The organism is Anaerovibrio slackiae (assembly GCF_009695585.1).
In the GTDB taxonomy this organism is placed as follows: Bacteria; Bacillota; Negativicutes; order Selenomonadales; family Selenomonadaceae; genus Anaerovibrio; species Anaerovibrio slackiae.
Map to the genome: position 1 here is coordinate 110,515 of NZ_VUNR01000005.1, position 21,355 is coordinate 131,869.

Annotated in this window: 31 protein-coding genes and 1 tRNA gene; 12 read left to right on the plus strand and 20 right to left on the minus strand. The window is 45.8% G+C overall.

Translation table 11 applies throughout. The features are described from left to right. Positions 1 to 78 precede the first annotated feature (78 nt). The 20 genes from FYJ84_RS04160 to FYJ84_RS04255 all read right to left on the minus strand — a co-directional run bounded on the left by FYJ84_RS04160 (position 79) and on the right by FYJ84_RS04255 (position 11,421). Complete coding sequence (locus tag FYJ84_RS04160; protein WP_154406339.1) at positions 79 to 378, minus strand: hypothetical protein; 300 nt, start codon at positions 376 to 378, stop codon at positions 79 to 81. Position 379: 1 nt separating this feature from the next. Further along, complete coding sequence (locus tag FYJ84_RS04165) at positions 380 to 844, minus strand: hypothetical protein (protein WP_154406340.1); 465 nt, start codon at positions 842 to 844, stop codon at positions 380 to 382. After that, a complete protein-coding gene (locus tag FYJ84_RS04170) occupies positions 831 to 1,091 on the minus strand; it encodes a hypothetical protein (protein ID WP_154406341.1) in 261 nt (86 codons plus the stop codon). Before FYJ84_RS04170 ends, FYJ84_RS04165 begins: the two co-directional genes overlap by 14 nt. 4 nt (positions 1,092 to 1,095) lie before the next feature. Continuing rightward, positions 1,096 to 1,338, minus strand: a complete 243-nt coding sequence (locus FYJ84_RS04175; protein WP_154406342.1) for a hypothetical protein — start codon at positions 1,336 to 1,338, stop codon at positions 1,096 to 1,098. 48 nt (positions 1,339 to 1,386) lie between these two features. Then, positions 1,387 to 2,292 (minus strand): hypothetical protein, encoded by a 906-nt coding sequence (locus tag FYJ84_RS04180; protein WP_154406343.1) that lies wholly within the window; start codon positions 2,290 to 2,292, stop codon positions 1,387 to 1,389. Next, positions 2,293 to 2,808, minus strand: a complete 516-nt coding sequence (locus tag FYJ84_RS04185) for a hypothetical protein (protein ID WP_154406344.1) — start codon at positions 2,806 to 2,808, stop codon at positions 2,293 to 2,295. A gap of 11 nt (positions 2,809 to 2,819) precedes the next feature. Further along, on the minus strand, positions 2,820 to 3,263 hold the full coding sequence (locus FYJ84_RS04190; RefSeq protein WP_154406345.1) for a hypothetical protein: 444 nt from the start codon (positions 3,261 to 3,263) through the stop codon (positions 2,820 to 2,822). Between the two features lies 1 nt (position 3,264). Continuing rightward, positions 3,265 to 4,050 (minus strand): tyrosine-type recombinase/integrase, encoded by a 786-nt coding sequence (locus FYJ84_RS04195; RefSeq protein ID WP_154406346.1) that lies wholly within the window; start codon positions 4,048 to 4,050, stop codon positions 3,265 to 3,267. Between the two features lie 2 nt (positions 4,051 to 4,052). Next, entirely contained in the window at positions 4,053 to 5,045 is a 993-nt protein-coding gene (locus FYJ84_RS04200) for a DUF932 domain-containing protein (protein ID WP_154406347.1), read from the minus strand. A 5-nt stretch (positions 5,046 to 5,050) separates the two neighbouring features. Then, complete coding sequence (locus tag FYJ84_RS04205; RefSeq protein ID WP_154406348.1) at positions 5,051 to 5,197, minus strand: hypothetical protein; 147 nt, start codon at positions 5,195 to 5,197, stop codon at positions 5,051 to 5,053. Between the two features lie 5 nt (positions 5,198 to 5,202). Next, positions 5,203 to 5,670 (minus strand): hypothetical protein, encoded by a 468-nt coding sequence (locus FYJ84_RS04210; protein ID WP_154406349.1) that lies wholly within the window; start codon positions 5,668 to 5,670, stop codon positions 5,203 to 5,205. Then, positions 5,663 to 6,046: a hypothetical protein gene (locus tag FYJ84_RS04215; RefSeq protein ID WP_154406350.1), complete on the minus strand. Its 384-nt coding sequence runs from the start codon at positions 6,044 to 6,046 to the stop codon at positions 5,663 to 5,665. Before FYJ84_RS04215 ends, FYJ84_RS04210 begins: the two co-directional genes overlap by 8 nt. Next, positions 6,028 to 6,897 (minus strand): M28 family peptidase, encoded by an 870-nt coding sequence (locus FYJ84_RS04220; protein WP_154406351.1) that lies wholly within the window; start codon positions 6,895 to 6,897, stop codon positions 6,028 to 6,030. Before FYJ84_RS04220 ends, FYJ84_RS04215 begins: the two co-directional genes overlap by 19 nt. A 2-nt stretch (positions 6,898 to 6,899) precedes the next feature. Beyond that, on the minus strand, positions 6,900 to 8,474 hold the full coding sequence (locus FYJ84_RS04225; protein WP_154406352.1) for a hypothetical protein: 1,575 nt from the start codon (positions 8,472 to 8,474) through the stop codon (positions 6,900 to 6,902). Further along, the gene (radC, locus tag FYJ84_RS04230; protein ID WP_154406353.1) at positions 8,471 to 9,142 is read right to left on the minus strand and encodes a RadC family protein; all 672 of its coding nucleotides are present in this window, start codon (positions 9,140 to 9,142) and stop codon (positions 8,471 to 8,473) included. The genes FYJ84_RS04225 and radC overlap by 4 nt, the downstream gene beginning before the upstream one ends. Positions 9,143 to 9,252: 110 nt before the next feature. Further along, complete coding sequence (locus FYJ84_RS04235; RefSeq protein ID WP_154406354.1) at positions 9,253 to 9,477, minus strand: hypothetical protein; 225 nt, start codon at positions 9,475 to 9,477, stop codon at positions 9,253 to 9,255. Next, positions 9,477 to 9,803, minus strand: coding sequence for a hypothetical protein (locus tag FYJ84_RS04240; protein ID WP_154406355.1), 327 nt, complete (start codon positions 9,801 to 9,803; stop codon positions 9,477 to 9,479). The genes FYJ84_RS04235 and FYJ84_RS04240 overlap by 1 nt, the downstream gene beginning before the upstream one ends. Before the next feature lie 176 nt (positions 9,804 to 9,979). Next, positions 9,980 to 10,162, minus strand: a complete 183-nt coding sequence (locus FYJ84_RS04245) for a hypothetical protein (protein WP_154406356.1) — start codon at positions 10,160 to 10,162, stop codon at positions 9,980 to 9,982. Positions 10,163 to 10,464: 302 nt separating this feature from the next. After that, positions 10,465 to 10,848 (minus strand): hypothetical protein, encoded by a 384-nt coding sequence (locus FYJ84_RS04250; RefSeq protein ID WP_154406357.1) that lies wholly within the window; start codon positions 10,846 to 10,848, stop codon positions 10,465 to 10,467. A gap of 132 nt (positions 10,849 to 10,980) precedes the next feature. Then, on the minus strand, positions 10,981 to 11,421 hold the full coding sequence (locus FYJ84_RS04255) for a hypothetical protein (protein ID WP_154406358.1): 441 nt from the start codon (positions 11,419 to 11,421) through the stop codon (positions 10,981 to 10,983). A 1,312-nt stretch (positions 11,422 to 12,733) separates the two neighbouring features. On the opposite strand from FYJ84_RS04255, the gene FYJ84_RS04260 reads away from it, so the two are divergent. The 12 genes from FYJ84_RS04260 to FYJ84_RS14615 all read left to right on the plus strand — a co-directional run bounded on the left by FYJ84_RS04260 (position 12,734) and on the right by FYJ84_RS14615 (position 21,293). Next, positions 12,734 to 13,378: a hypothetical protein gene (locus FYJ84_RS04260; RefSeq protein ID WP_154406359.1), complete on the plus strand. Its 645-nt coding sequence runs from the start codon at positions 12,734 to 12,736 to the stop codon at positions 13,376 to 13,378. A gap of 12 nt (positions 13,379 to 13,390) precedes the next feature. Beyond that, positions 13,391 to 13,975 carry a DUF7338 family protein gene (locus tag FYJ84_RS04265; RefSeq protein WP_154406360.1) on the plus strand — a complete coding sequence of 195 codons (585 nt, stop codon included), beginning with the start codon at positions 13,391 to 13,393 and terminating at the stop codon, positions 13,973 to 13,975. A gap of 276 nt (positions 13,976 to 14,251) precedes the next feature. Then, positions 14,252 to 14,326 (plus strand) — tRNA-Lys (locus FYJ84_RS04270). A gap of 24 nt (positions 14,327 to 14,350) precedes the next feature. After that, entirely contained in the window at positions 14,351 to 14,647 is a 297-nt protein-coding gene (locus FYJ84_RS04275; protein ID WP_154406361.1) for a hypothetical protein, read from the plus strand. 121 nt (positions 14,648 to 14,768) lie between these two features. Then, the gene (locus FYJ84_RS04280) at positions 14,769 to 15,620 is read left to right on the plus strand and encodes a Rha family transcriptional regulator (protein ID WP_154406362.1); all 852 of its coding nucleotides are present in this window, start codon (positions 14,769 to 14,771) and stop codon (positions 15,618 to 15,620) included. A 106-nt stretch (positions 15,621 to 15,726) separates the two neighbouring features. Beyond that, the gene (locus FYJ84_RS14785; RefSeq protein ID WP_268878684.1) at positions 15,727 to 15,861 is read left to right on the plus strand and encodes a hypothetical protein; all 135 of its coding nucleotides are present in this window, start codon (positions 15,727 to 15,729) and stop codon (positions 15,859 to 15,861) included. Positions 15,862 to 15,903: 42 nt separating this feature from the next. Further along, positions 15,904 to 17,349: a phage terminase large subunit gene (gene terL / locus FYJ84_RS14885; RefSeq protein ID WP_328596327.1), complete on the plus strand. Its 1,446-nt coding sequence runs from the start codon at positions 15,904 to 15,906 to the stop codon at positions 17,347 to 17,349. A 4-nt stretch (positions 17,350 to 17,353) separates the two neighbouring features. Then, the gene (locus tag FYJ84_RS04290; protein WP_154406363.1) at positions 17,354 to 18,646 is read left to right on the plus strand and encodes a phage portal protein; all 1,293 of its coding nucleotides are present in this window, start codon (positions 17,354 to 17,356) and stop codon (positions 18,644 to 18,646) included. Between the two features lie 15 nt (positions 18,647 to 18,661). Further along, complete coding sequence (locus FYJ84_RS04295) at positions 18,662 to 19,681, plus strand: hypothetical protein (RefSeq protein ID WP_154406364.1); 1,020 nt, start codon at positions 18,662 to 18,664, stop codon at positions 19,679 to 19,681. 72 nt (positions 19,682 to 19,753) lie between these two features. Continuing rightward, a complete protein-coding gene (locus tag FYJ84_RS04300) occupies positions 19,754 to 20,713 on the plus strand; it encodes an SU10 major capsid protein (protein ID WP_235901340.1) in 960 nt (319 codons plus the stop codon). A 47-nt stretch (positions 20,714 to 20,760) separates the two neighbouring features. Then, positions 20,761 to 20,946 (plus strand): hypothetical protein, encoded by a 186-nt coding sequence (locus FYJ84_RS04305; RefSeq protein ID WP_154406366.1) that lies wholly within the window; start codon positions 20,761 to 20,763, stop codon positions 20,944 to 20,946. After that, positions 20,943 to 21,293 (plus strand): hypothetical protein, encoded by a 351-nt coding sequence (locus FYJ84_RS14615; RefSeq protein ID WP_235901341.1) that lies wholly within the window; start codon positions 20,943 to 20,945, stop codon positions 21,291 to 21,293. Before FYJ84_RS04305 ends, FYJ84_RS14615 begins: the two co-directional genes overlap by 4 nt. Positions 21,294 to 21,355 lie beyond the last annotated feature (62 nt).

Here is a 21,355-nt window from a genome sequence, read left to right on the forward strand (position 1 = left end):
TCCCCATTTTTGAGGGGTATTAATTGCCTGTCCATATAATTATATAGGCAAGCAATTTTACCCCTCGAAAAACAGGCTTTAAACGGCTTCTATGATGCGAATATCCACGTCAATGAGACCAATGCTCTTCTGACAGACAATGTTATCATCTATATCCACGCTGATATAGTCGCCAAATGCTTTCTCACAAAATTCCCTGAGAATTTCACGGGCACCGCTGAGGCAATACTCCCATGTCATAATCAGGTAAAAATTATGCTTATACAGTTTGGTCTTGGTGTGTGCAGAACTCATGAACTGTATGAATTTTTCATCGCGCTCATGTAACTTCATGAGCTGGGCATAGTCCTCCACAAGTAACGCAGCTTTTATCATCATATTAATCGCGCCTCCATATTTCCCTGCCATCCCTTATGATAACCATTACATCAATGTCGGAGTTTCTCTCACCGTGCTGAAGGTCATCTGTGAAATAATCCCAGTAAACAACTTCGTATGTAGCCCTGTGAACAAAGTATGGACCGGACACAATGTAATCTTTTTCATTCCTCAGCGTTACAATGTCGCCATTTTTCAACATGTAGCGTGGATCAACACGTCTCCAGATGCGCTCATATTCCCTGCTGCCCTCATGTTCATCGTCGCCCCAGTCGATACGATACACTTCCATGATGTCCAGCCCGTCATCCTGTATGTGCCTATAGTCATCAGTGTAATCTTCAAAGAGCACATAGTCATATGCATCATCATCTATATCGCTGGGAACAAATGCAATAATGTCACCAGCAATTGTGCCACGCCTGTAATCCCTCAGCACAACGACATCTCCGTTAAACAGTTTCATGATTACATACCTCCATTTCATTTTTCGTATGCTTAACCCTCGGAATACTTGGAATTTCCGTGTATTCCTTTATCCTGAGCTGCTCACATGAATTAAATTCATACAAGAGCCTGTAGAATTTCCCTTTTTTAGCATCGTTAGCCTGCCCATCCTTGGCAACGAGGATATTTCCCACGCAATGGCCAAGAGCCTCGAAGGTTACCGAGCGTTTTTCCTTGTGTACGCATTGGACATAGTCTATGTACATTGGTTCACTCCCTTATCTTATAGAATTTCACTCGCTTAAATATCTTTCCCACATGATGCTCGCATGTGAACACGAGATACCGTTCCCTCAATTGCTCAGTGGAAAAAATAGGGGAGACGGTGATACCAATCTCCCTCAAGCCCTCAATAATGTCCTTCCGCTTCCATTTCTTCCATGGCTTTTCGCCTCTAGCATAGGCTGATATAGCATTGTTGCTCATCATCTTGTCTTTAGAGTACCCAGCCATGACAATCACTCCTTTGTTTCACAATTATACGCTTTGAATTTACGTTTGTCAAGCTAATGTACGCTTGATATTGCAAAGACTTCTTCCATAGAAGCACCCTGCGGAGCCATGCAGGTCGCAGTCAGGACAACGCCATTCACCTGCACGCTTGATTACTCCTTTCTGTATCGTCTTTTTTCCTGAGTCAATAGGGCACATGTATTTCTCAGCCCACGCTGGGACAACTGGAATCTCCTTGCTCCCCTTGATGGGCAATACTACACCACCATACTCAAGGAACCTATCCTTAAGCTTGTCCAGCATTGGATAATCCTTGTTCTTGTATACGAAAGCCAATGGAAGGGTAGGGTAGATGTGGAGATTTTTTGCTGATGCATCGACAGACCACATGATTACATTCATATCCCTGTCCAGCTTCTGGATAAGCTCAGGATACTTGGAAAATATCTGTGTTCTTATACCCCTTTCATTGAGGAGCTCAATTACCTTCAGCCAATCATCGTTGATGTCACCTTTATCAAACATACGCAACGCTTCTCCGTGGCGGTGCGTTGGAGCGACATTGTACTCACAGCTAATCATGTGAGCAACCCTGTAGGGGTCAAGGTGTGCAGCGAGAGCAATTAATTCACCCTTGATAGCCACTTTTCTCATGATGTAATGCCCAAAGCAGGCATAACAATACTTAGCACATGCTTCCGTGGGATTGCAGTCAAGATAGCTGCCGTTCACGCAAAGCCCTGGCTTGCTTGCGTGACCGCAAATGCCCACGGAATACAGCCAATCAAAAAGCCCATCAACTCCACGCTCTTTCATGGGCTGATAGGCCGAATGTGTTTCATCGAATACGCTTTTATGCACATTTTCTTTTCCTTGCAGCAAATCGTTGGCTGTATGCCTTATTTCTGAGGCATATCCTGCCATGCGATGCCACGCTGTTCCCTTCAGGCTCATTTATTTCACTCCTTTTCTTGGTAAATCGTGTAATCCTACGGCATTATTGATGGATTCCACTTCTTCATCCGTGAGAATACGCTTTATCTTAATAGCTCCGCAGATATACCACTGAACCACCGCCTGAGCATTGGTTTTGTATCTGTAGAAGCCATTTTTTGGCACGTATCTCAGCATTTTATCCCGAGCACACTTCCCAGCAAGCTCAGCCTGTACCTGGTAGTCAATTTCATCACTGAATTCTATCAGTGCCCACACCTGGTTGTCCGGGCGGTAGCTTGGGCGTGCATCCGTGGGATTTTCCTTGCTTCCAATGTGTGTAGCCACGGGATACTCGCATACATGCCATCCAGGACGGAAGCAAAGTTCTCCAGAGGATGCCTTGACTCTCCCTGATGGCATACGCTTTCCTTCGGATGCCTCCAGCCATACCCCGATGGGGCGTGGTTCCTTTGCATCCACATAGAGGGTAAAGAGCTCTCCATGCTTTACATTGAATAACTTGTAGCCTTCCATAATACCCTCCCTTACACTGCAATATTGTTGTCAACAAGGTAATGGGCCAGCTTATTGGCAGCCTGGTATCTTGCTTCCGTGTTCCAATCATATGCTGGCATACCGTGGATTAATACGTTCCTTCCAGTGCGACTGGTGTTAGTTACATAGAACACAGTACAGTATTTTGGCGTGCTCCATGCAATAGAGCGCATTACATCGGTTACGCTTAACCCCTTGAACACCTCATTCAACGTCCTGTCATTAAAGAACACAGGTACATCAAGGTCAATCTTCCTGTTATATACGTCCCTCAACAGGTCAAAGAAAATCTCCTGATTTTCCATGAGCTTGTGCAACATGAACTCATACTGTCTCTCGCTTGCTTCACGCTCTGCAATCATATCCATGAGCTCATCGTACTCACGCTTCATAATGTCTGCCCGTGCCTTCATGTCTTCAATGTTGTTCATCATTTTACTTTTCCTCCTTGTAAATCCTTTTCATGATTGCTGCTACGTCATCCTGGTCAATATTAAGATACCTCATTGTAGTTCCAGGATTTTTATGTCTCATTGCAGTCTGAATGTACTGCAATTCAACGCCATGTTTTGACAGTGTGTTCGCAAAGTATCTGCGGAAAGAATGTGGGTGATAGGGGAGACCACATTCCCTGCAAACCTTACTGACCATGAATTTCATACCCTCCAAGGTCATCGCTGCCTTCTGCTGGGTAACAAATAATTCATCCAGGTCATACTTGCGTGTGTCCAGGTATTCATCAAGTGACTCACGCACCCTATTATGGATAATGGGAACCACGGCATCCCGTTTCCCTTTTGTATTCCTGAGCAGGATTTTATTCCCAGATAAAATATCTCCGAGATGCAAGTTAGCAACCTCGGAGATACGGAGACCATTATATGCCATGAGGGCAAAGATTAATTTGTCTCTTGGGCGTTTCAATACACCCCATATTTTCTCAACCTCCTCATCGGTGGGGCAGGGCTCAATAGGATTATTACAACGATAACCCTTGATTATCCTTGCCTTGTCCTTGGATAATTCACCGTAATAATCAAGCGCACTTTTGAGTACCGTGAGGTACATCTTTTTCGATGTGCCCTTGATGCTGTCGTCTGCAATGAACTCAATAATTTCCTCTTTGCTGCCTGTCTTGAATTTCTTCAAGGCATTACAGTAGTTCTCGTAAGTGTTCGGTGAACGTGTCCTCCGGATTTCCTCAAGATATTCTTTAAACATGCTTACATCTCCTCCCAGAGCATTTTCAAGGCGGTATCAAGGAGCTTGTTGCCTTCCAGGGCATCTACCATAGGGCGTTCTGCAGAAGACTTCGTTCTCCTTACCGGTTCAGTATGATAAGCAAAGTCACTCGCTGCTGAAATAAATCCCCAGCCATCAACGAGGTTACCATTCCAATGGTCAGCAAGGTCAGGAGCCTTGAGGCACCTCATGAACCTCACCCTATTTTCTGAGGCTCTCTGCGTTGCAATATCTCCCATGTCAGCATTGATAGGGAAGAGCCTATTGACCATCTGACATCCACGCTCAGTACCAATCTTTACATGGGCAAGAGCCTCGGCTGTATCGTTGAGAGCCTTGTTGTATTTGGTCTGCATGGCAAGAATGTTCTGACATTCTCTTACCTTGCTGGCAATGTCTCCCTTGTGAGCAAAACTCCACTTGCGAGCAGCCTTTTTCAGTGCCAGGTTCATGGTATTCTGGCAAAATACACGGACATTCGTGAAGCATACGCTCACCGCACGGGTTCCGTCGAAGCTATTGGCGAACAAGAGATAATTCTCGAACTCATCTCCGAGAACCATGCTGTCGGGCGTTCTTGCGAGCATCCATATCACCTTGGAACCCTTGACATGACCAGCAGTTTCCAGTTGTATATCATGTTCAAGAAGCTCGTCAATAAAATCAAATGCTTCCCAGTTCTGGACAATGCGATACTTCTTTCCCACAGTTCCGAGGATTTCTCCATTGTCAGTACGATAGTTTGCCACTGCACCCGTAGGGACCTGCACCCCATCGATGTAGCAGAACTGGTCTGCCTGGGACACGGTAAAGTCCAAGTCTGCAAGATGCAATGCATCCCGCATTTTCGTGGAGCCAGGGAAGGTGATACTTCCAAGGCTATCCCACGGATTCTTACGGGTATCATACATGCTCTTTGGTACGATATTCCTCTGATTGATTACGGTATTCCTCTGATTCACTACTGCTAACATTTTTATTACCTCCAATTCTCTAACGTGTCCCTAAGCTGTTTTGCAAGGTTATCATAGAGCTCACCCTTGATGTGCACTCTACTGTCACCTGTGTACTCGTCAAGGAAATCCTCGATGATGTCGATGAGGCATCCAATCAGCTCTTCATCCATGCGTGTCACTCCTTCCATCCATACACTTTCTTCACTGCATCCGCGAGGCTCTCCGTGTACTTGCTAACAAACTCATCCAGCGGCATCTCATGGAGCCTATCCATATCCTTTACCTTCCTGTACACGATGTTGTGGTGTCCGTCATGGTGATACAGGGTAGACCTCAGCTCGCCATCCTCAATAAAAAAGGTTGCATCATCGCAACCATGGAAATTGAATATGTCACTCAGTATTCCAGATGTGATTAAGTGATACCCCTGCGTTCTCCCATTCCAGAACCCAAGGTCTGCCACCTCAATAATTGGAGAACCAACGTCAATCCTGAGATTCATCCTCTCGTCATCAAGGTATTCTTTATTCAGCTCGCTGACGATATTGTACTTCTCATCATCATCGGTAACACCTGGAAAACATTCCTCCAAATAGTCCTTGTAATCATCAATGTCGACTTCGCTGCTCCAAATTTTAATCATGTGTATTACCTCCTTTTAACATTGGTACTGGCTGGGCATTATCAATTGCTATCATGATTTCGGTATTGGCTTCACCGAAGCCTTCACCGAATTCCCTGTCAACAATTTCCCAATCACGGATAATATATGTACCATTGTCTCCGTTATCCGTATCCAGCCTGTCATACCGGTCAATACCGATAGACAGTGCACCGCCAAAATAGTTTGCTGCCACTTGACACAAGCGTGCCCACCCATAGCAATCACTTTCTGGCCTCCTGAAGCCAGCACGCTTACAATACTTAAGCAGGGAAGCTACGAAATCAGGATTTCCATTCCAGTGCATGTATACACCGACTTCCCTTGTCTCGGTCGTTATTACACACCTGTTTCCCATGATTCTTCCTCCTTTACCTCTTCGTACAATTCCTGTATAATCTCACGCCCATAGTAGGCTACGTACTCCATCAGTATATCTTTACCCATGTAGACGGAGAGCTCATCCAGCATTTCCTGTTCTTCCTGTGTGGGGATAAAGCAATCCTGCGTTTCATCGAGCCTCCAATCTTCTTTATAGGGAAAACTGGGAAGCTCATCTGATTCATTTACAATCTCAGTCACCACCTTTATCGTGTGCTCTAATTCAGGTAACACGATGTACTCATGTTCCGTGTGAGCATTGTAGTATCCACAGGACAGGTTCACAGCGGCAATTCCAAGGACAGGGGCGATGTCCACAATATCACTGTACGAACCTATGTCCGTATGGAACCCCTTGGAAGTAATGTAATCCTCCAGTTCGGGGCAATAGCAATCGTAATACACGGCATCATTCTTGCCCTTACGGTCAAGCTCAATAATGAACTTTATGGAACTCATTCTTTTCCTGAGCCCCTCGTTCTTGAGATATTCATTAACAAACCTGCTTGCCCCGATTCCACCGCTTTCCTCACCGCATGTAAAGAGGAGCCACGGCTTTTTCTTTGCCTTTTCACGGATGCTCACGAGAGCATACACACCACAACGGTCATCACCTCCGATACCCTGCGGAGACATCCAGATTTTACTGGACCGACAAATGGTTTCCACTTTTTCCTTGTGAACCGTGTCCAGGTGGGCAACGAGAAGCACAGGAGCTTCACCTGGAACCAGGATATACTTGATGGCTTCGTGGATTGCATTTTCATACCTGCGAGTGAGCCGGTTGAACAACTGCAATTCGGTTTTCCTTATGATTTTACTCAGCATACTTATGCCCTCCCTAAAGTTTCACGGCTTACCCGTGGGAAACACTCAGGACAAAGACCATCCCTAAGAGTGCTCAACGGATAGGCATCGTCACATTCTTTGCATTCCGAGAATCTGCTGTTATAACAGTATTCACATACTGTTATACTGCTACCATCATGGTCGATTGCATCATGTGTCTCTTCCTTGTTACCATAGTTACTGCACCAGTCGCATTTTTCATAGTTCTCGGCGCACTCATCGCATACCCTGCCAATTCCGGATAGGCATTGCGTCTGAGAACTGAATACATCTCTTTCACAGCAATTACATTCGACAACCTCTGAATCATAGCAAGCATCGCAAACTACCACCGATTCACCTGTTTCCAGGTCGTGGACTTCATTTCCATTTCCATGGTGGACAGCATCGCCACAGCAAAAGCAAATGTCATAACCCATATCTTCCAGGCAATCGTTGCAGTAGAGGTACTTATCGATTTCCTCGCCACACTTGAGACAAAGCCCTGCCTCGCCAGCAATGAAAGGACTTGCTGTTTCCATGTGAGATTTGAGTACAGATACTGTTGCTAAATTACTGAAATGCCACCAGTCAGCATATCCGCCGAATAATCCGTGCTCATGTACCCAAGTTCTCCCCCATTGGCTTACTGTTTTCTTGGTCCAGAGATTTACCTCGCCCTCAAGGAGAGCAATTTCCCTCTGGACAAGGTCACGGTAAAGCCTGTACTCTTCCACCTCTGTATCAGTGCCTCCGTTGGTGGTATAGAGGCGAGACTGACACAAAACGCCATTCCCAGGCTCATACATGAAGAGCTGTCTTGTTGTCTTGCGGTTATTCAGCGTTTCCTTGTCGCTAGGGTCCGCCACGGTAAATGCGATGAATGTCACCGGGTCACGGGCATACCCAGTACATCCGTTGTTATACTGATATTCAGTGCATGTCAGGGAGTGGCATGAGGTGAGCATCTGTCCACGGTCATCTCCATGGGGGTTGCTCATAGTAAGAAAATGGGCTGGGTTCAAGCTGAGGAACAGCTTGTAGCTCAGCTTTCTGCTATTCATTTCATCTGCCACTTCTGCGAACTTCTTCTGGAACCATGAGCCTTTAGACTCATTGACGATTCCAAGGCTCTTACATACTCCATGGAGTACGCGGGATAATTTCTTTCCTGGCCTCCATGCGTTTGGAGCGACCCTCTGTAATACTGGCAAGTGCTCGTTTTCATGACATGCAAAGAATCTTGCAATTTCAGCTATCTCACTAAGGCGAATGTCTTCTCCCACCTTTGCCTTCACAAGAAGGTCAACGACTCCCGAATATACCATCCCAACAACTGGCTCATGGGTACGATTGCCATTCAATACAATCGCATCGAGTTCCTCGTCCCACGATGGGGACTTACGGAAGAGCTCACGGAGTCCCTGCTTTGCCATGGTACTGTCCTCCGCGAGCCGTTCGTAAAAAGGCTCGTCTGTGAGAATATGGTCATCAACATCGATATGTTCGTTGTAATCTATCATGGCAAGGCGAATGTTCTGCTCTGCCATAGCAATTTTCTCTTCCATGCTAATCATTTTATTGCTCCTTTCTCCTTCATGGAGACAAAGCTGTCTCCACCGATGATAATGTGGTCGAGCACGGAAATATTCATGATTTTTCCTACCTGAACCATGCGAGCGGTAACCTCAAGGTCCTCTTTGCTAGGCGTTGGGTCACCACTTGGGTGATTGTGAACCAGGATAATCGAGGCTGCTCCTTTGATTATCGCTGGCCTAAAGACTTCCCGTGGGTGTACCACGGAAGCATCCAGGGAACCTATTGAGATAGTTTCCCATGACAAGATATGATTCTTTACATTGAGCAGGATGATACAAAAATGCTCCCTGTTTTCATATTTCAGCCGTGAAGCTGCGTAATCCGCAGCATCCTCTGGACAGGTGATAATTTTGATATTCCTATTTTGTTGCCCCAGTCTCTTGGCGAGCTCCAGGAGAGCAAGTAGCTCCAGTGATTTCCCTTTCCCTATGCCAGGAAAGGATTCAAGATTAATATCCCTGAGCCCTGCGAGCCCATTTGCTTCCCTGAGTAATTCCTGAGCTACCTCGTAACCTGAAGTGGTGCTGGTATCTTTGATAAGCAGAGACAGGAGCTCTGCATTACTCAGAAACCCTGCCCCCAAATGCTTGAGCCTTGTGGATGGGCGTTCATCCACAGGCATTTCACGAACAAATATAGTCGCCATTTTTCTCTCTCCTTTACCAAATTTTTCCTTTTTCCTAAGTAAAAACCAATAAAACTTTGAAACTCCAAAAATTTTCCTTTTTTTGTACAGGCTTTTAACCCAGGAAAGTCTTAGAATACGTCAACGATTAATACCGCTGACATAAACAAGAGCCCCATGATAAGCAACGCACTCGTTGCTATCCCAGTGTGTAACCCTAGAAGGATAACGCACCCCATGACCCCTAGAGCTATGTACTCCGCGAAATCATCGGGGTACTCTTCATATGCTGCACAGTAGGCAGCATAGAACGCAAGGGCAAGAATTGATATTATGAGAGTCCAGTCAATAAACATTAGAAATCCTCCTTTACAATGTCAACGCGGAGCACACGCTCCCATTTCTCAAACGGCATTTCCACAGAGCCATCGGGGAGAATAGTTCTCCCCATTTTCGCGGTAATCACAGGCTTATCCCCAGCAATCCGAAGGATGCCTGCAAGCAAATTCGGGGGAGCCACCACGGCAATAATGTCATGCGCCTCAATTTCCTGGGCTATATCCTGGGCGGACTGGATAGACTTGTTCACCTGGGTAATATCAACGTCACCCAGCTTATCCATGAGAGCCTGCATCTGTGCCACCTGCATGAGGTGGCGCGAAAACCATAATACTTTTGTCATAATGAACCTCAACTTTCTCCCCGTAACAAGTCGTACAAGTGTACTAAATCGAGCACACCGACATACCTTAAGCCGATAGGACAGCACAAAACTTATACTTGCTCATGCCAATTCATGGGCAAAATAAAAGAGCCATACAAGTAAATCGCATGACTCCTCTGTTTGCCCATGACATACTATAACCCCATCGCAAACTCTGTCAGCATGGCAATAATGGTAGCCTTGCTTGCACGGAATGGCAGGTGATACACAGGGAGCTGCCCTGCAACCGTGCCTCTACGATAGAATACATAGGTGGCTTGTGCCCCGCAACCGCGAAGCTCCACCTGATACCTCTTTATCTTAAGTATACTAGGCATAACTATTCCACTCCTTTGCAATATTAATTACCATACCTGGCTTCAAGCTGAAGACTGAGAAAAAGACGGATACGCCTTGGTACAGTAGGGTTGAGTATGGTTTCAACGAAATCAAGAATTACCTCGGCTTCCTTACGCTCCTTGCGATACAGTGGACGCCGGTGCCCTTTGGTGCGCCCCTTAGTAAACCTACGTGGCTCAGTGAGCTTCCTGAGCAAACTAATGGCTTCCTGTGACTCAGGGCCACTAAAATGGTACTCAACGAGAGTGCTTATGAGTAACTTTGTTTTGAGCATTGTTTTTCACCTCCTCCAGTAATTACGGTTCCAGGTGATGGCACCCCTGGCAACCTCGCCTACACACAACTCGCCATAGGATGGCGTTTGCCCACCGCCTATGTAGTGCCTCTTATGGCTACGGTGGAGAAGCTTGTTTGTGTCGTATACCGCGACACCATCGCTCCCCTTGTATTCCGGTGTACTCTTGATGGTAGCAGGGATAGGCGGCAACTCAAGGTTAATTCGCCCCTGAGTATCAATGAGCCACGATATATGCCGTTTGCCCCCACATGTAAACACGGCTATAGAGACGTTTTTCTCGTGGTCCCTATAGTGCTTGACGAACACGAGTGTGAACATGCCTTTTACAGTGAGCTTTTGCCCTGGCGTTAGGTCTTTGATATTCATGGTAGCCCTCCAATTGCATAGTAAAAAAGCATAGTGTATAGTCACCATGCTTGTGAGACATAGTTTTGTGCGACACTATTTGCACGCATAAAAAAAGAGGCTAGGGAAAAATCCCTAGCACTCTTGCAGGTATCACAGACACAATTTATAAAAATAGCCGTCCTTGTCGTACATAAAATTAGCACATGTGATAATATCTGCTTTCATAGTGTCGCCGTCAAACGTTGTAAAATCAACGGCATAACCACCAACCCCACTGCCTAGCGGATTATGGGATATGGAAGCCCCATTTTTCGAGGCTTTCACATAAATTTTTTTAGCCGTATCACTATAAGCAATTTGTGTTTTAGTGATATAGCCTTGCATGGTGTACGCTCTTACAATGTCAATATAAGTATTGGCAATAGTATTTTCTGTATACTCATTATCTTTAACAAGTATGCTGTCCTCGGGTATCTCGCCAAATTCCATAGTCAACGCTGTTTTTGGAGCCCCCTGCATCTCATAGATACTATCTGTCAGCCTTGCCAACAATGCCTGTACATCTGCCACACTTGCCTTGCCTTTTGCCATGGTAAAGACCACCTTTCATTATATATAATTGTAAATGTGCTATCGCCCCTTGGCTTTTGCCTCAAGGCTTGCATATAAGGTATCATGAAATCCTATTTTCGCCTATGTATACATTAAAATATCGCTTTATAACCATAAAGCCAGGTATCAAGGATAGACCCCGGACCCCGTGCCACACAAGGGCTCCCAGGGTGCAAAAATTTTCACCAATGATAGCAAAAAAATTTATCTTCGCGCGGTATGACCCTCATATCCCGTGGCCACCAATTTTTCAAATGAAATCCCCCTCAAGCCCAGTAATATCAACGCTTCTCACTGTCATTCACCCACCGAAACACTATGTAATTCCCAGGCATCAAATGAAAAAACTCTGCTAACCCCAGTAATACCAAGGGGTGCAAGGCTCTGTACCAAAGCGAAACAATATTTTTATGGGACTAAAGTTTCATTTTTAAAAATTTGAAAATTTTTTTGGGAAACATGGAATATTATTGTGGGCTAAATACATTATATGTAGAACAGGTTTTTACGTTCTATCCTTTTCTCTTCTTTGTAAAGGAGCTGAGAAGGACATGGACTCATGAGGAAAACTTTGCGAATCGTTAGTGTTGCATTTCCCAGTCTTTGACTTGCGACTCTTACTCATGTTGTTCATGGCTTTTTCAGAACTCGCCCATGAAGTACAGTGCAGCTTATGCTGTGAGATAGTAGTGGGAGCAACCCTATTAATCCGTCATTGGCATGGAGTGCTTCTTTAAAAGAGAAGAAAGTAGGGAATGAGGATACGACCGTCTGTGGGGGACTACAGGGGGTCAATGTTTAAACCATAGTTCTTATCATAGATATACATTGTATTACTATGATATATATGTATACTATGTATACAGTGTATTCGAGGGTAACTCATAACCTATGGTTCTTAACCATGGGACATCACCCCCTTGGGATAACGTTATTGTCCGATAGGACAATAAGTCACGAAGTGACTTTACCTTCTATGGGATATATCGTACTAAGAATACGATAGTATTCCATGTAGCTCTATATGAACTATGGAGTTCCATAGAACATGAGTATATGATATACCATGAATAACTATGACATACATGTATACTATGAATACCTTACTTACCTATAGATACTACATTGTATCTTTATGGAACTATATATTCTTTATAGTTCTATAGAAATGCAATGTATATCATACATACAAATGTTTACAATTAATTACATTAAATTACAAACAATGTCATTAATTGTTTACATTGTTTACTATGTATTACATTGAATAACAATGTAAAGGAGGTACATCATGGCAAGAGGAAATCCAAATCCAAAACCATTAGCTCCAAGGAGGGGCAGTGCGACAAGTCCTCACATGGAAGCTCCAGGCAAGAGCATGATTCAGATATACAATCTGACTGGCATGGTAAGGGAAATGAGACTCAAAGGAAAAAGCTATAGAGCCATTGCTGATTACATTAATAGCAATAAGCTCATACCAAATGGCTATGTCCTTTCTTATAACAGCGTGGTTCGCTGGTGTGCCAATAATGGCCTGGGCGGAACCATAGAAGCAACTTCTGATACTGAGGCCGTCAATACATACAATATCAATTGCAAGCTGTTAGCCATGTACCGCGAGGCACTTGATGGGTTGCAGCTCAGGCTCGATGAAGCCAATAGCAATCCTGGCGGTACAAAGATTTCTGAGTACAACAAGATTGTTGATGGCATAGCCAAGATGGGCTTTCAGATCCAGCAGCTCACAGCGAAAATCGGTGAGATGCAGGAGCAGGTCTATAGATATGAAACTGCTTCCAAGGTAATCGAAATCATCATGGCTAAAATAAGTGTCCTGCTTCCTCAAGAGGATTATGAGGAAATCAAGGCCAAGCTGAGGGACGACCCGATTCTCTGCGAGGCACTGAAGACAATCGCACCGAGCAACGTATGAGGAGGAATGTGTATGCTATGGTTCATATTTTATCCGATGAACCTGATGCTTTCCATATTGTGCTATCTCACAAATTGGTTGGCAGCGCTGTTCGCTGATGAGCGTGGTGAGCTTCATGGCTCATGGCTCTACTGGCAGACATGGGATGATTCATTGGATGTGGAGTGGTTCGTGAAGGAAACTGTTCCCAAGATTTTCAGGTACGACTTTGACAAGCACTATGTCAGTACCAGGGAGGCTCCTGAGTACCTCAAGCACCTGGGCAGGGATAAAGGCGCTGTCAAATGCATTAATAATGAATTCACATTGAAGGAACGCATCCAGCGGTATTTCTGTCGAGTGCTTTGGCTGTACCGTAATAACGGTTATGGCTTTGCCTTCTACTGGTTTGGCAATGGGTGTGTTGGCAACCTGCTTGCAACCAGGAAATTCAAGTATGGTACGCTGGTATACGATAGGTTCAATCCTATCTGGGGGCCATGGAAGCTGTCTGGCAAGATTGGCTGGTTTGAATTCCTTGCTGGCTGGAAACTTGCCACGGAATCCGGTGCCTTCAAATGGGCAATGATAACAGGAAGAATTTTGATTAGAAAGTAAGCTCTGCAAATGCAGGGCTTTTTCTATGGAGCCATGGCAGAGTGGTTTATTGCAGCGGTCTCTAAAACCGATGATGTTCACGCATCCGTAGGTTCAAATCCTACTGGCTCCGCCATAAGAACAATAAGCTGCCATGCATCCCCATTGTCCGGGGAACCGCAAGCGCAGTACTAAAGCATAAGAGGGCATGTGAGTCATGAATCACGAATGGTAATCCATTCAGAGTATGGGTTGCAAAACGGCTACATGAGGTTCGCCCTTACTCATGTATCACATGGTTCGTTAGCTTAGTTGGTAGAGCATCTGACTTTTAATCAGAAGACCTGGGTTCAAATCCTAGACGAGCCACCATAAACATGCAAAAGGAGAATGACTATGATTAATGCAAATGATTCTGTAAAACTCACTGGTTCTGTTGCCAGCACTGGCACCGGCTCCTTTACCGTGTCCGTAACCGAGTTTTTCGTTGATGGGGCATGGCACAAGCTGGAAACCCCTCGTGAGCTTGAGATTAACACGAGTGACTACACGAATGACTTTACATCCCTGGAGCTCAAGTACATCAAGGAGAAGGCTGAGGCTGACAGCAAGTCTTCCACGCTCTGCGAAGATGACCTTGAGATTGTGAATTCCATTGTGAAGAAGTTTTCTTCCGCGGCTACTGACGCATGAGCATGGAAGAAAAGAATCGCAGACCTCGCCATGTGAAAAAGGGCAAGGATCTGCGCAGACATGTGAAGGACAGGGATGACTACAGGGCAGCCAAGAAAGAAATATTTGAGCATAGAGCACGATGAATGACTTGGTTACAACGATAGACGATAGAGAAGCCGTGACATCCAGCCGTGTCGTGGCAACAGCCTTTGAAAAAAGGCATGACAATGTTTTGCGAGACATAAGGGGTCTCCTCAAAATTGAGGATACCCAAGGAATGTTCTACAAGACTACATATATCAATAAGCAGAATGGACAGAAGTACACGGAGTACCTCATGAACCGCGATGGGTTTGCCATACTGGTCATGGGGTTCACGGGAGCTAAAGCCCTTGAGTGGAAAATGAAATTCCTGAATCAGTTCAACGCCATGGAATCCGTCATCAGACAGCACGGTCTCGAAGGGAAGGTGCAGAAGTCTCTTGATGCCATATCTGACCTGCGAAAGCAATTGAAGGACTCAGGCATACTGAGGGAGTACATAGCTCCCCATCATTTCTTTGACCACCTGGCAGCTCGATGGAAGGAAGCAACGCACCGTGAGCGCATAAGGGACTTCTATGATGATATTGGTTCTTACGCTGGCGTGAATGTTCCTTATAGCAACATGATAAACATTACAGTCAAGGATTGGCTGTTGAATCATGTTGGACTCAGTACCATTGAGGAGCTTGTGATTGGGCTGGAAACACATACGATTACATATTCTAACCGAGGCAAGCCAGTGTCAAAGCATGGTGTCTTCGGGAACAAAACTGAATGGACAAAGATTGTTAATGAGTTCGGCGGTCGATGTGCTTATTGCGGAGCTGAGGGAACGCCATTGATTGCCGAACATATCATTTCACAATCCGCGCTGTCCAAAGACCACCCTGAGAAAGTTGACTTGATAGGAAACATTATTCCTGCCTGTCAGCAATGCAACCGATAGAAATACACGACCGACTTTGAGAAATGGTTCCCAAAGCAGCCATTCTACTCAAAGGCACGGCACAAGAAGATAATAGAACACATGGAGAAGTATGAGGTGAAGTGAATTGGCAGAGAACATCATGAGAGAAATCTTTGGCAACAAGCTTCGCAGGGATGCAGAAGTCGGCTCCATGAAAGACAAGTGCGCCCATGACTTCAAGCTGTTCTGCGAGTATTATCTGGCGGATAGCTTTGGATAGCCCTGGAGCCACAAGTTCCATGACTGGCTGATTGACAAGCTGGTGAGCATAACCTTTGACCATAGGGATGATGAAACGAGAACAGTGGTAGCATCGCCTCGTGGTCATGCAAAGTCAACACTCATATCCTTTGGGTATGTACTTTGGCTGATAGTGTATAACTACAAGAAGTTCATCGTTATTGTCTCGGCTACTGGCACGGTATCAAAGCAGTTCCTACTGAATATCAGGACAGCCCTTGAGACAAACCAGCGATTGCGACAGGATTTCGGTGACCTAACCAGCGATGACCTATGGAATAACACGGAGCTTCTTACGCAGAACAAAGTGTTTGTCACTGGTCGTTCGGCAGGACAGCAGATGCGAGGACTGAACTTTAATGGAACACGACCGGACATCGTTATCCTTGATGACTTGGAAACTCCTGAGCAGGTGGCAAGTCCTGCGCAAACACGTGACCTTGAGAAATGGTTTAACTCAGATGTTCTTCCTATGGGCAGCATCAGTGCTGACTTCATTTACATTGGCACAGTGCTTTCATATGAAAGCCTTTTGTACCACATGCTGACCAATGCTGGCTACAGCTCATGGACACGCAAGAGGTTTCAGGCGGTAATTGAATTTTCCAGGAGCCCATTGTGGGACGAATGGGAAACCATCATTACAGACCTGGAGCGTGGCGACCATGCGTATGACGATGCGGTGGCATTTTACAATGAGCACAAGGAAGAAATGCTTGAGGGCACGGAAGTCCTCTGGCCAGACCAGCGACCTGATATGTACAGGTATCTCATGGAACGCAGGATAGCCGATGAGGAAAGCTTTGCCAGCGAGTACATGAATGACCCACAGACCGAGAACACAAGAGTCTTTAAGACCAAGTGGCTTGAGGATAACTATTATGTCGATGCGCCTGACATTCGGGAGATGTGCATTGCCATTGACCCGGCGGTATCAGCGAAGCGCAAGAATGACTATAGTGCCATTGTTGCTGTGGGGCGTGGCATGGATAACTACTTCTATGTACTGGAAGCCGATGTACAGAAGCGCACCCCTGATAAGATTATTGAAGATGCCAAGGAGATAATCGCTAGGTACTACAAGTACAAGCCTAGCATTGTCGTGGAGACCAATCAGATGCAAGCATTCTTTAGCAGTACCTTGAAGCGAGATATGGTTAATGCTGGAATATACCTTGACTGGATAGAAGTCTATCGTAAGTCAGGGGACAGCAAGAGCAGTCGTATAGAGAGTCTGGTACCGCACATAAAGAATGGTTACATAAAATTCAAGGCAAGTCAGAAGATATTGCTTTCACAGCTAAGGAATTATCCAAAGGGACATGATGATGCTCCCGACTGCTTGGAGTCAGCGTTGGCTCCGATGCTGAGTACAAACAAAACATCGTTTGGCTTCAGTAGTGCAGGGGCATCTCCGAAGCACGGTGGAACTTTTGACTTCCTCAAGAAAGCGATAGGAATGAGGTGAGAAATTGTTTAACAGTGTAAGAAAGTATTTGGCAAGTGTAATCACGCCACCGTTGATGAAACTGCTTCCAACGGACAGGTATGGGACACGGCTGCCACAGAATGTCAAAACGAAATCTGTTTTGCCAAAGAACCCTACCGTGAGGCAGCTACGGAATTTCTCACGAGAGCCTATTGTGCGCAAGGCAATCATGATTGTACAGGATGCCCTTGCCAGACAGGATTACCGCATTGATGTAATCGGTGGGCGAGGGAAATGCACAAGGCAGATTGCAGTGCTAAAGAATATCATCGAACATCCAAACGTGATTGACAGTAAAGACTCGTTCATCAAGAGAATACTTGATGATGCGCTGGTACTCGATGCCATGACTGTGGAAATCGCGAGGTCAGAGGATGCGAGCCATCCATTGTTCCTTTATCCGATTGATGGGAGCACCATTCAGCATCTAACTCCGTGTTGCTATTCAGATCCGGATGCTGCAAGGTATTGCCAGCAGCAAGCGGATGGTATGAAATACTTTACAGCCAAGGAGGTTGCGTATCTTCAGCGTGAGTATTTCACTTATCAGCCTTATGGACTGAGCCCTGTCATGACCGCCTACAGGTACATTGATTACTATCTGTCAGCAGTTGACCAGAGCAATTCCAAAGCCACAAACGGCACAGCGGATTATCTGATTGACCTGAAGGATGTGTCCAATGATGAGCGTGAGAGATTCATCCAGTATTTCAATGAAGAAATTGAAGGTACTGGCAAGATACCGATTATCAACGGTACAGAAATTGAAACCAAGCAGATACGGTCGAGCTTCGGTGAATCCAGTTATCTCAACTGGCAGGACAAGCTGACTGCGATTATCGGTGTGGCTTTTGGACTGCCACCTGAAAAACTTGGGTTGATGATTGCTAATGACAGAAGCACCGGTGAAGACCAGGAGAATACAGTGATGCAGGAATTGATTAAGCCTTATGCTTCCATGTATGAGGACTTGATTAACACGTATGTCATTGGCGCACTTGGCTGGGGAGGCATCCTTAAATTCCGATTGGTATACGAGGAATCCGAACAGCAGAAGACCATAAAGTCCAAACGATTGATTGATGAATACTATCGCGGTGCCATTACTGAGAACGAGTTCCGTGACAATATGGGCTATCCTCAGAGCGACAGTCCTTATGCTTCCTTGACCTATCCGGAGAAAACCGTGAAGATTAATGTGGACAACGGATTAGCTGGGGGATTCAATGGGGTTGGCAATGTAAAAGACACCAGCGATACCAAAAAGGATACATGAAAGGTGGTGAGATAAATGGAGAAAATCAAGGCATCACTTAGTAATGTAACCCTATCCAAAGAAAAGAACCTGATGATTATCAATGGATGCATCGCCAAAATCGGTGAGCCAAGCACTGGCGCGCCGTGCGGTTCAGGTGGCTACAACGTATGCTTCACACAGGAATCTGTTGATGCATGTGGTAAGAGCTTCGTTGGTATGCCTGTCAACTGCGTGCTCCCTGCTGGCATATGGGGCGATGGTGCTGACGAATGTTACGCGCCAGAGGAAGTCCTGTCCGGGCATGGAGATACCATCATTGGCTTTGTTCGCAAATGCAAAGCACAGGATGACAACATCATGGCAGAGATTGTCATGTGGAAAGAAAAGTACCCGTGGCTGGCAGAGCTTACCGTCAATACGATGGACTCATTAGGTTTTAGCGTTGAGATGTACCCGACCAAGGTACACAACGATGACAAGAATAATATCCAATACATTGATGAATTTGAGGGCGTTGGCTGTGCAATGCTATGGAGCAATGTGGCAGCGTTTTCCCAGACGTTCATCGATAAGATTGCAGCGATGAGGAGTGATAATAATATGGATGAAAAGATGAAGAATGAGATTGCGGAGCAGGTAAAGGCTTCCGTAGCAGAGACCGCAGAACAGATTCGGGTTTCCCTTGAGGAGACTGTTAATGGCTTGGTAGAATCTGTGGCTGCCATTAGCGAGACTGTGAATAACCTGACGAAAGCACAGGCTGAACCAGAGGAGCCGGAGGTACCAGCTGATGAGCCGGAGGAACCGGTGAAGGCTTCCGATGAGACTGAGCAGACTATTGCTGACCTGAAGGCTACCGTTGAGGCACTGAAGGCTTCCATCGAAAAGCCAAGCATCCCTGAGCCAAAGGCTGGTCAGAAGGCACAGGCAAATCCTAACCTGGATGCACCGAGCGACAAGGCTGAGAGGATTAAACAGATTAATGCATCTTCCATGTCAGCCATGGAGAAGCTGCGTGCCATTGCCCGTCTGAACATTAAGAAAGAAGGTTGATAAACTATGTACAATAGAAAGCTTTATAGAGCATCTGAGAGCCCGATTAACTACGTAAACCAGGGGCACGTAATGATTATTGGTGATTACGACCACGTGCTGAAGGATTACCTGAAGCGTGATTTTGCGATTGACTTCAAGGTGAACCATGTCCAGGCACTTGGCTATCCGCATGTATGGAATGAGCAGAAGGCAATTCCTGAGAATACTAAGGCCGTTGACCCGCGCGCTGGCTTTGGCACTAAGGAGACCCCTTCTTATCGTCCGACTACCCTGAACGCCAACTACGACCGTGATAACTGGAAGCAGGCATTTGCCCGTTGCTATATCACTGGTATCCGTTATGACTTCTTCGACAAGAAGTTGGAGGAGACCTATGGCGTTATGGAAGACCTGATTGCGAAGGACTACAACGATATGTTCGTTGACTTCTCCCGTAAGACTGCAAATGATTTTTGGAATGGCACTGGCACCCTCGCTGGTACCACTGAGAACGACCTTGTGTACTGCGGTGTACTGAGCCAGATTACTGACAAGACTGCCATCGTTTCCGGCGCAAACATTGCAGATGCCCTGACCACCAAGATTACTTCCTTGATGACTCGCCTGGATTACACCAACTACCCTGATGTTATCTGCATGAACCCTGCAACCTATGACATCATCATGAAGCAGGAGCAGAACAGGGACATCTATTCCAAGCCGGTTGACATGGAGATTATCCCTGGTATTTCCGTGCCAGCGTTCTACACTCCGATGGGCAAGCTGCCAATCGTATTGACTCCGTTCATCAAGCCGGTTACCGGTAGTGGCAAGACCACTCACTCCATTGTTGCTCTGAACACTTCCATGATTGATAAGCTGTACATGTTCAATGATGGTCCTCAGACCTACGAGATTGCCAACCCTGACAATCCGCTGGCCAATGACCGTCTGCTGACTGACAAGTTTGTCATGGACTTTGCGAACTACATTGTTCACGGCGCACACACCGGTGCACACTTCATCATGACCTATGAGGTAACTGCATAAGCAGGGGGCTACTAAGCCTCCTGTTTATCTTATGAAGGAGAATTGATATGGCAAGAACTACTAAGGCAACCACTAAGGTTGCAGAAAAGGAAAACATCGTTACTCAGGAGTATGAACTGCTTGAGCAGTACAAGGACTTCACGCACATCATGGTGAATGGTACACTTGTCCCTGTCCATGGTGGCAAGGTTATCCTGGGTAATCCTGATATGGCAAAAGGATTATTGAAATGAGTTACATAAAGGAAAGCGAGATACCAATCTACTGCGGTCTTGTCCGTGGCGTGACCATGGAGCATGTGGAAGCAGCGACAACTTTGATTGATGCGTACAAAGGTACTAGCTTTCTCCCGGTTCAGCATGTGGAGCGTGTGGAGCTGAAGCAACGCCGTGGGGAATACCGTGGCAAGCTTAATCATTTCCCTCGCATCTGCATTGATAAAATCACAGCCAAGGCTCGCAGTATTTTCGGTGAACAGAAATTGGAACTCCCGGTGGATTGCATCGACTTTGACGATGACCTTTCGTTGTACTTCACGTTTACCATGCCTCGTGAGCTGATGTTCAGGCAGGTTCCATAGAACATAAACATTGTTTATCACAGTGGCTACAATGTAATCCCTGAACAGCTCAAGAGGGCGTG

Coding starts and splice junctions, on each gene's coding strand:
- FYJ84_RS04160 (WP_154406339.1), bottom strand. CDS start 378: ATGATGATAAAAGCTGCGTTACTTGTGGAGGACTATGCCCAGCTCATG.
- FYJ84_RS04165 (WP_154406340.1), bottom strand. CDS start 844: ATGAAACTGTTTAACGGAGATGTCGTTGTGCTGAGGGATTACAGGCGT.
- FYJ84_RS04170 (WP_154406341.1), bottom strand. CDS start 1,091: ATGTACATAGACTATGTCCAATGCGTACACAAGGAAAAACGCTCGGTA.
- FYJ84_RS04175 (WP_154406342.1), bottom strand. CDS start 1,338: ATGGCTGGGTACTCTAAAGACAAGATGATGAGCAACAATGCTATATCA.
- FYJ84_RS04180 (WP_154406343.1), bottom strand. CDS start 2,292: ATGAGCCTGAAGGGAACAGCGTGGCATCGCATGGCAGGATATGCCTCA.
- FYJ84_RS04185 (WP_154406344.1), bottom strand. CDS start 2,808: ATGGAAGGCTACAAGTTATTCAATGTAAAGCATGGAGAGCTCTTTACC.
- FYJ84_RS04190 (WP_154406345.1), bottom strand. CDS start 3,263: ATGATGAACAACATTGAAGACATGAAGGCACGGGCAGACATTATGAAG.
- FYJ84_RS04195 (WP_154406346.1), bottom strand. CDS start 4,050: ATGTTTAAAGAATATCTTGAGGAAATCCGGAGGACACGTTCACCGAAC.
- FYJ84_RS04200 (WP_154406347.1), bottom strand. CDS start 5,045: ATGTTAGCAGTAGTGAATCAGAGGAATACCGTAATCAATCAGAGGAAT.
- FYJ84_RS04205 (WP_154406348.1), bottom strand. CDS start 5,197: ATGGATGAAGAGCTGATTGGATGCCTCATCGACATCATCGAGGATTTC.
- FYJ84_RS04210 (WP_154406349.1), bottom strand. CDS start 5,670: ATGATTAAAATTTGGAGCAGCGAAGTCGACATTGATGATTACAAGGAC.
- FYJ84_RS04215 (WP_154406350.1), bottom strand. CDS start 6,046: ATGGGAAACAGGTGTGTAATAACGACCGAGACAAGGGAAGTCGGTGTA.
- FYJ84_RS04220 (WP_154406351.1), bottom strand. CDS start 6,897: ATGCTGAGTAAAATCATAAGGAAAACCGAATTGCAGTTGTTCAACCGG.
- FYJ84_RS04225 (WP_154406352.1), bottom strand. CDS start 8,474: ATGATTAGCATGGAAGAGAAAATTGCTATGGCAGAGCAGAACATTCGC.
- radC (WP_154406353.1), bottom strand. CDS start 9,142: ATGGCGACTATATTTGTTCGTGAAATGCCTGTGGATGAACGCCCATCC.
- FYJ84_RS04235 (WP_154406354.1), bottom strand. CDS start 9,477: ATGTTTATTGACTGGACTCTCATAATATCAATTCTTGCCCTTGCGTTC.
- FYJ84_RS04240 (WP_154406355.1), bottom strand. CDS start 9,803: ATGACAAAAGTATTATGGTTTTCGCGCCACCTCATGCAGGTGGCACAG.
- FYJ84_RS04245 (WP_154406356.1), bottom strand. CDS start 10,162: ATGCCTAGTATACTTAAGATAAAGAGGTATCAGGTGGAGCTTCGCGGT.
- FYJ84_RS04250 (WP_154406357.1), bottom strand. CDS start 10,848: ATGAATATCAAAGACCTAACGCCAGGGCAAAAGCTCACTGTAAAAGGC.
- FYJ84_RS04255 (WP_154406358.1), bottom strand. CDS start 11,421: ATGGCAAAAGGCAAGGCAAGTGTGGCAGATGTACAGGCATTGTTGGCA.
- FYJ84_RS04260 (WP_154406359.1), top strand. CDS start 12,734: ATGGCAAGAGGAAATCCAAATCCAAAACCATTAGCTCCAAGGAGGGGC.
- FYJ84_RS04265 (WP_154406360.1), top strand. CDS start 13,391: ATGCTATGGTTCATATTTTATCCGATGAACCTGATGCTTTCCATATTG.
- FYJ84_RS04275 (WP_154406361.1), top strand. CDS start 14,351: ATGATTAATGCAAATGATTCTGTAAAACTCACTGGTTCTGTTGCCAGC.
- FYJ84_RS04280 (WP_154406362.1), top strand. CDS start 14,769: ATGAATGACTTGGTTACAACGATAGACGATAGAGAAGCCGTGACATCC.
- FYJ84_RS04295 (WP_154406364.1), top strand. CDS start 18,662: ATGGAGAAAATCAAGGCATCACTTAGTAATGTAACCCTATCCAAAGAA.
- FYJ84_RS04300 (WP_235901340.1), top strand. CDS start 19,754: ATGATTATTGGTGATTACGACCACGTGCTGAAGGATTACCTGAAGCGT.
- FYJ84_RS04305 (WP_154406366.1), top strand. CDS start 20,761: ATGGCAAGAACTACTAAGGCAACCACTAAGGTTGCAGAAAAGGAAAAC.
- FYJ84_RS14615 (WP_235901341.1), top strand. CDS start 20,943: ATGAGTTACATAAAGGAAAGCGAGATACCAATCTACTGCGGTCTTGTC.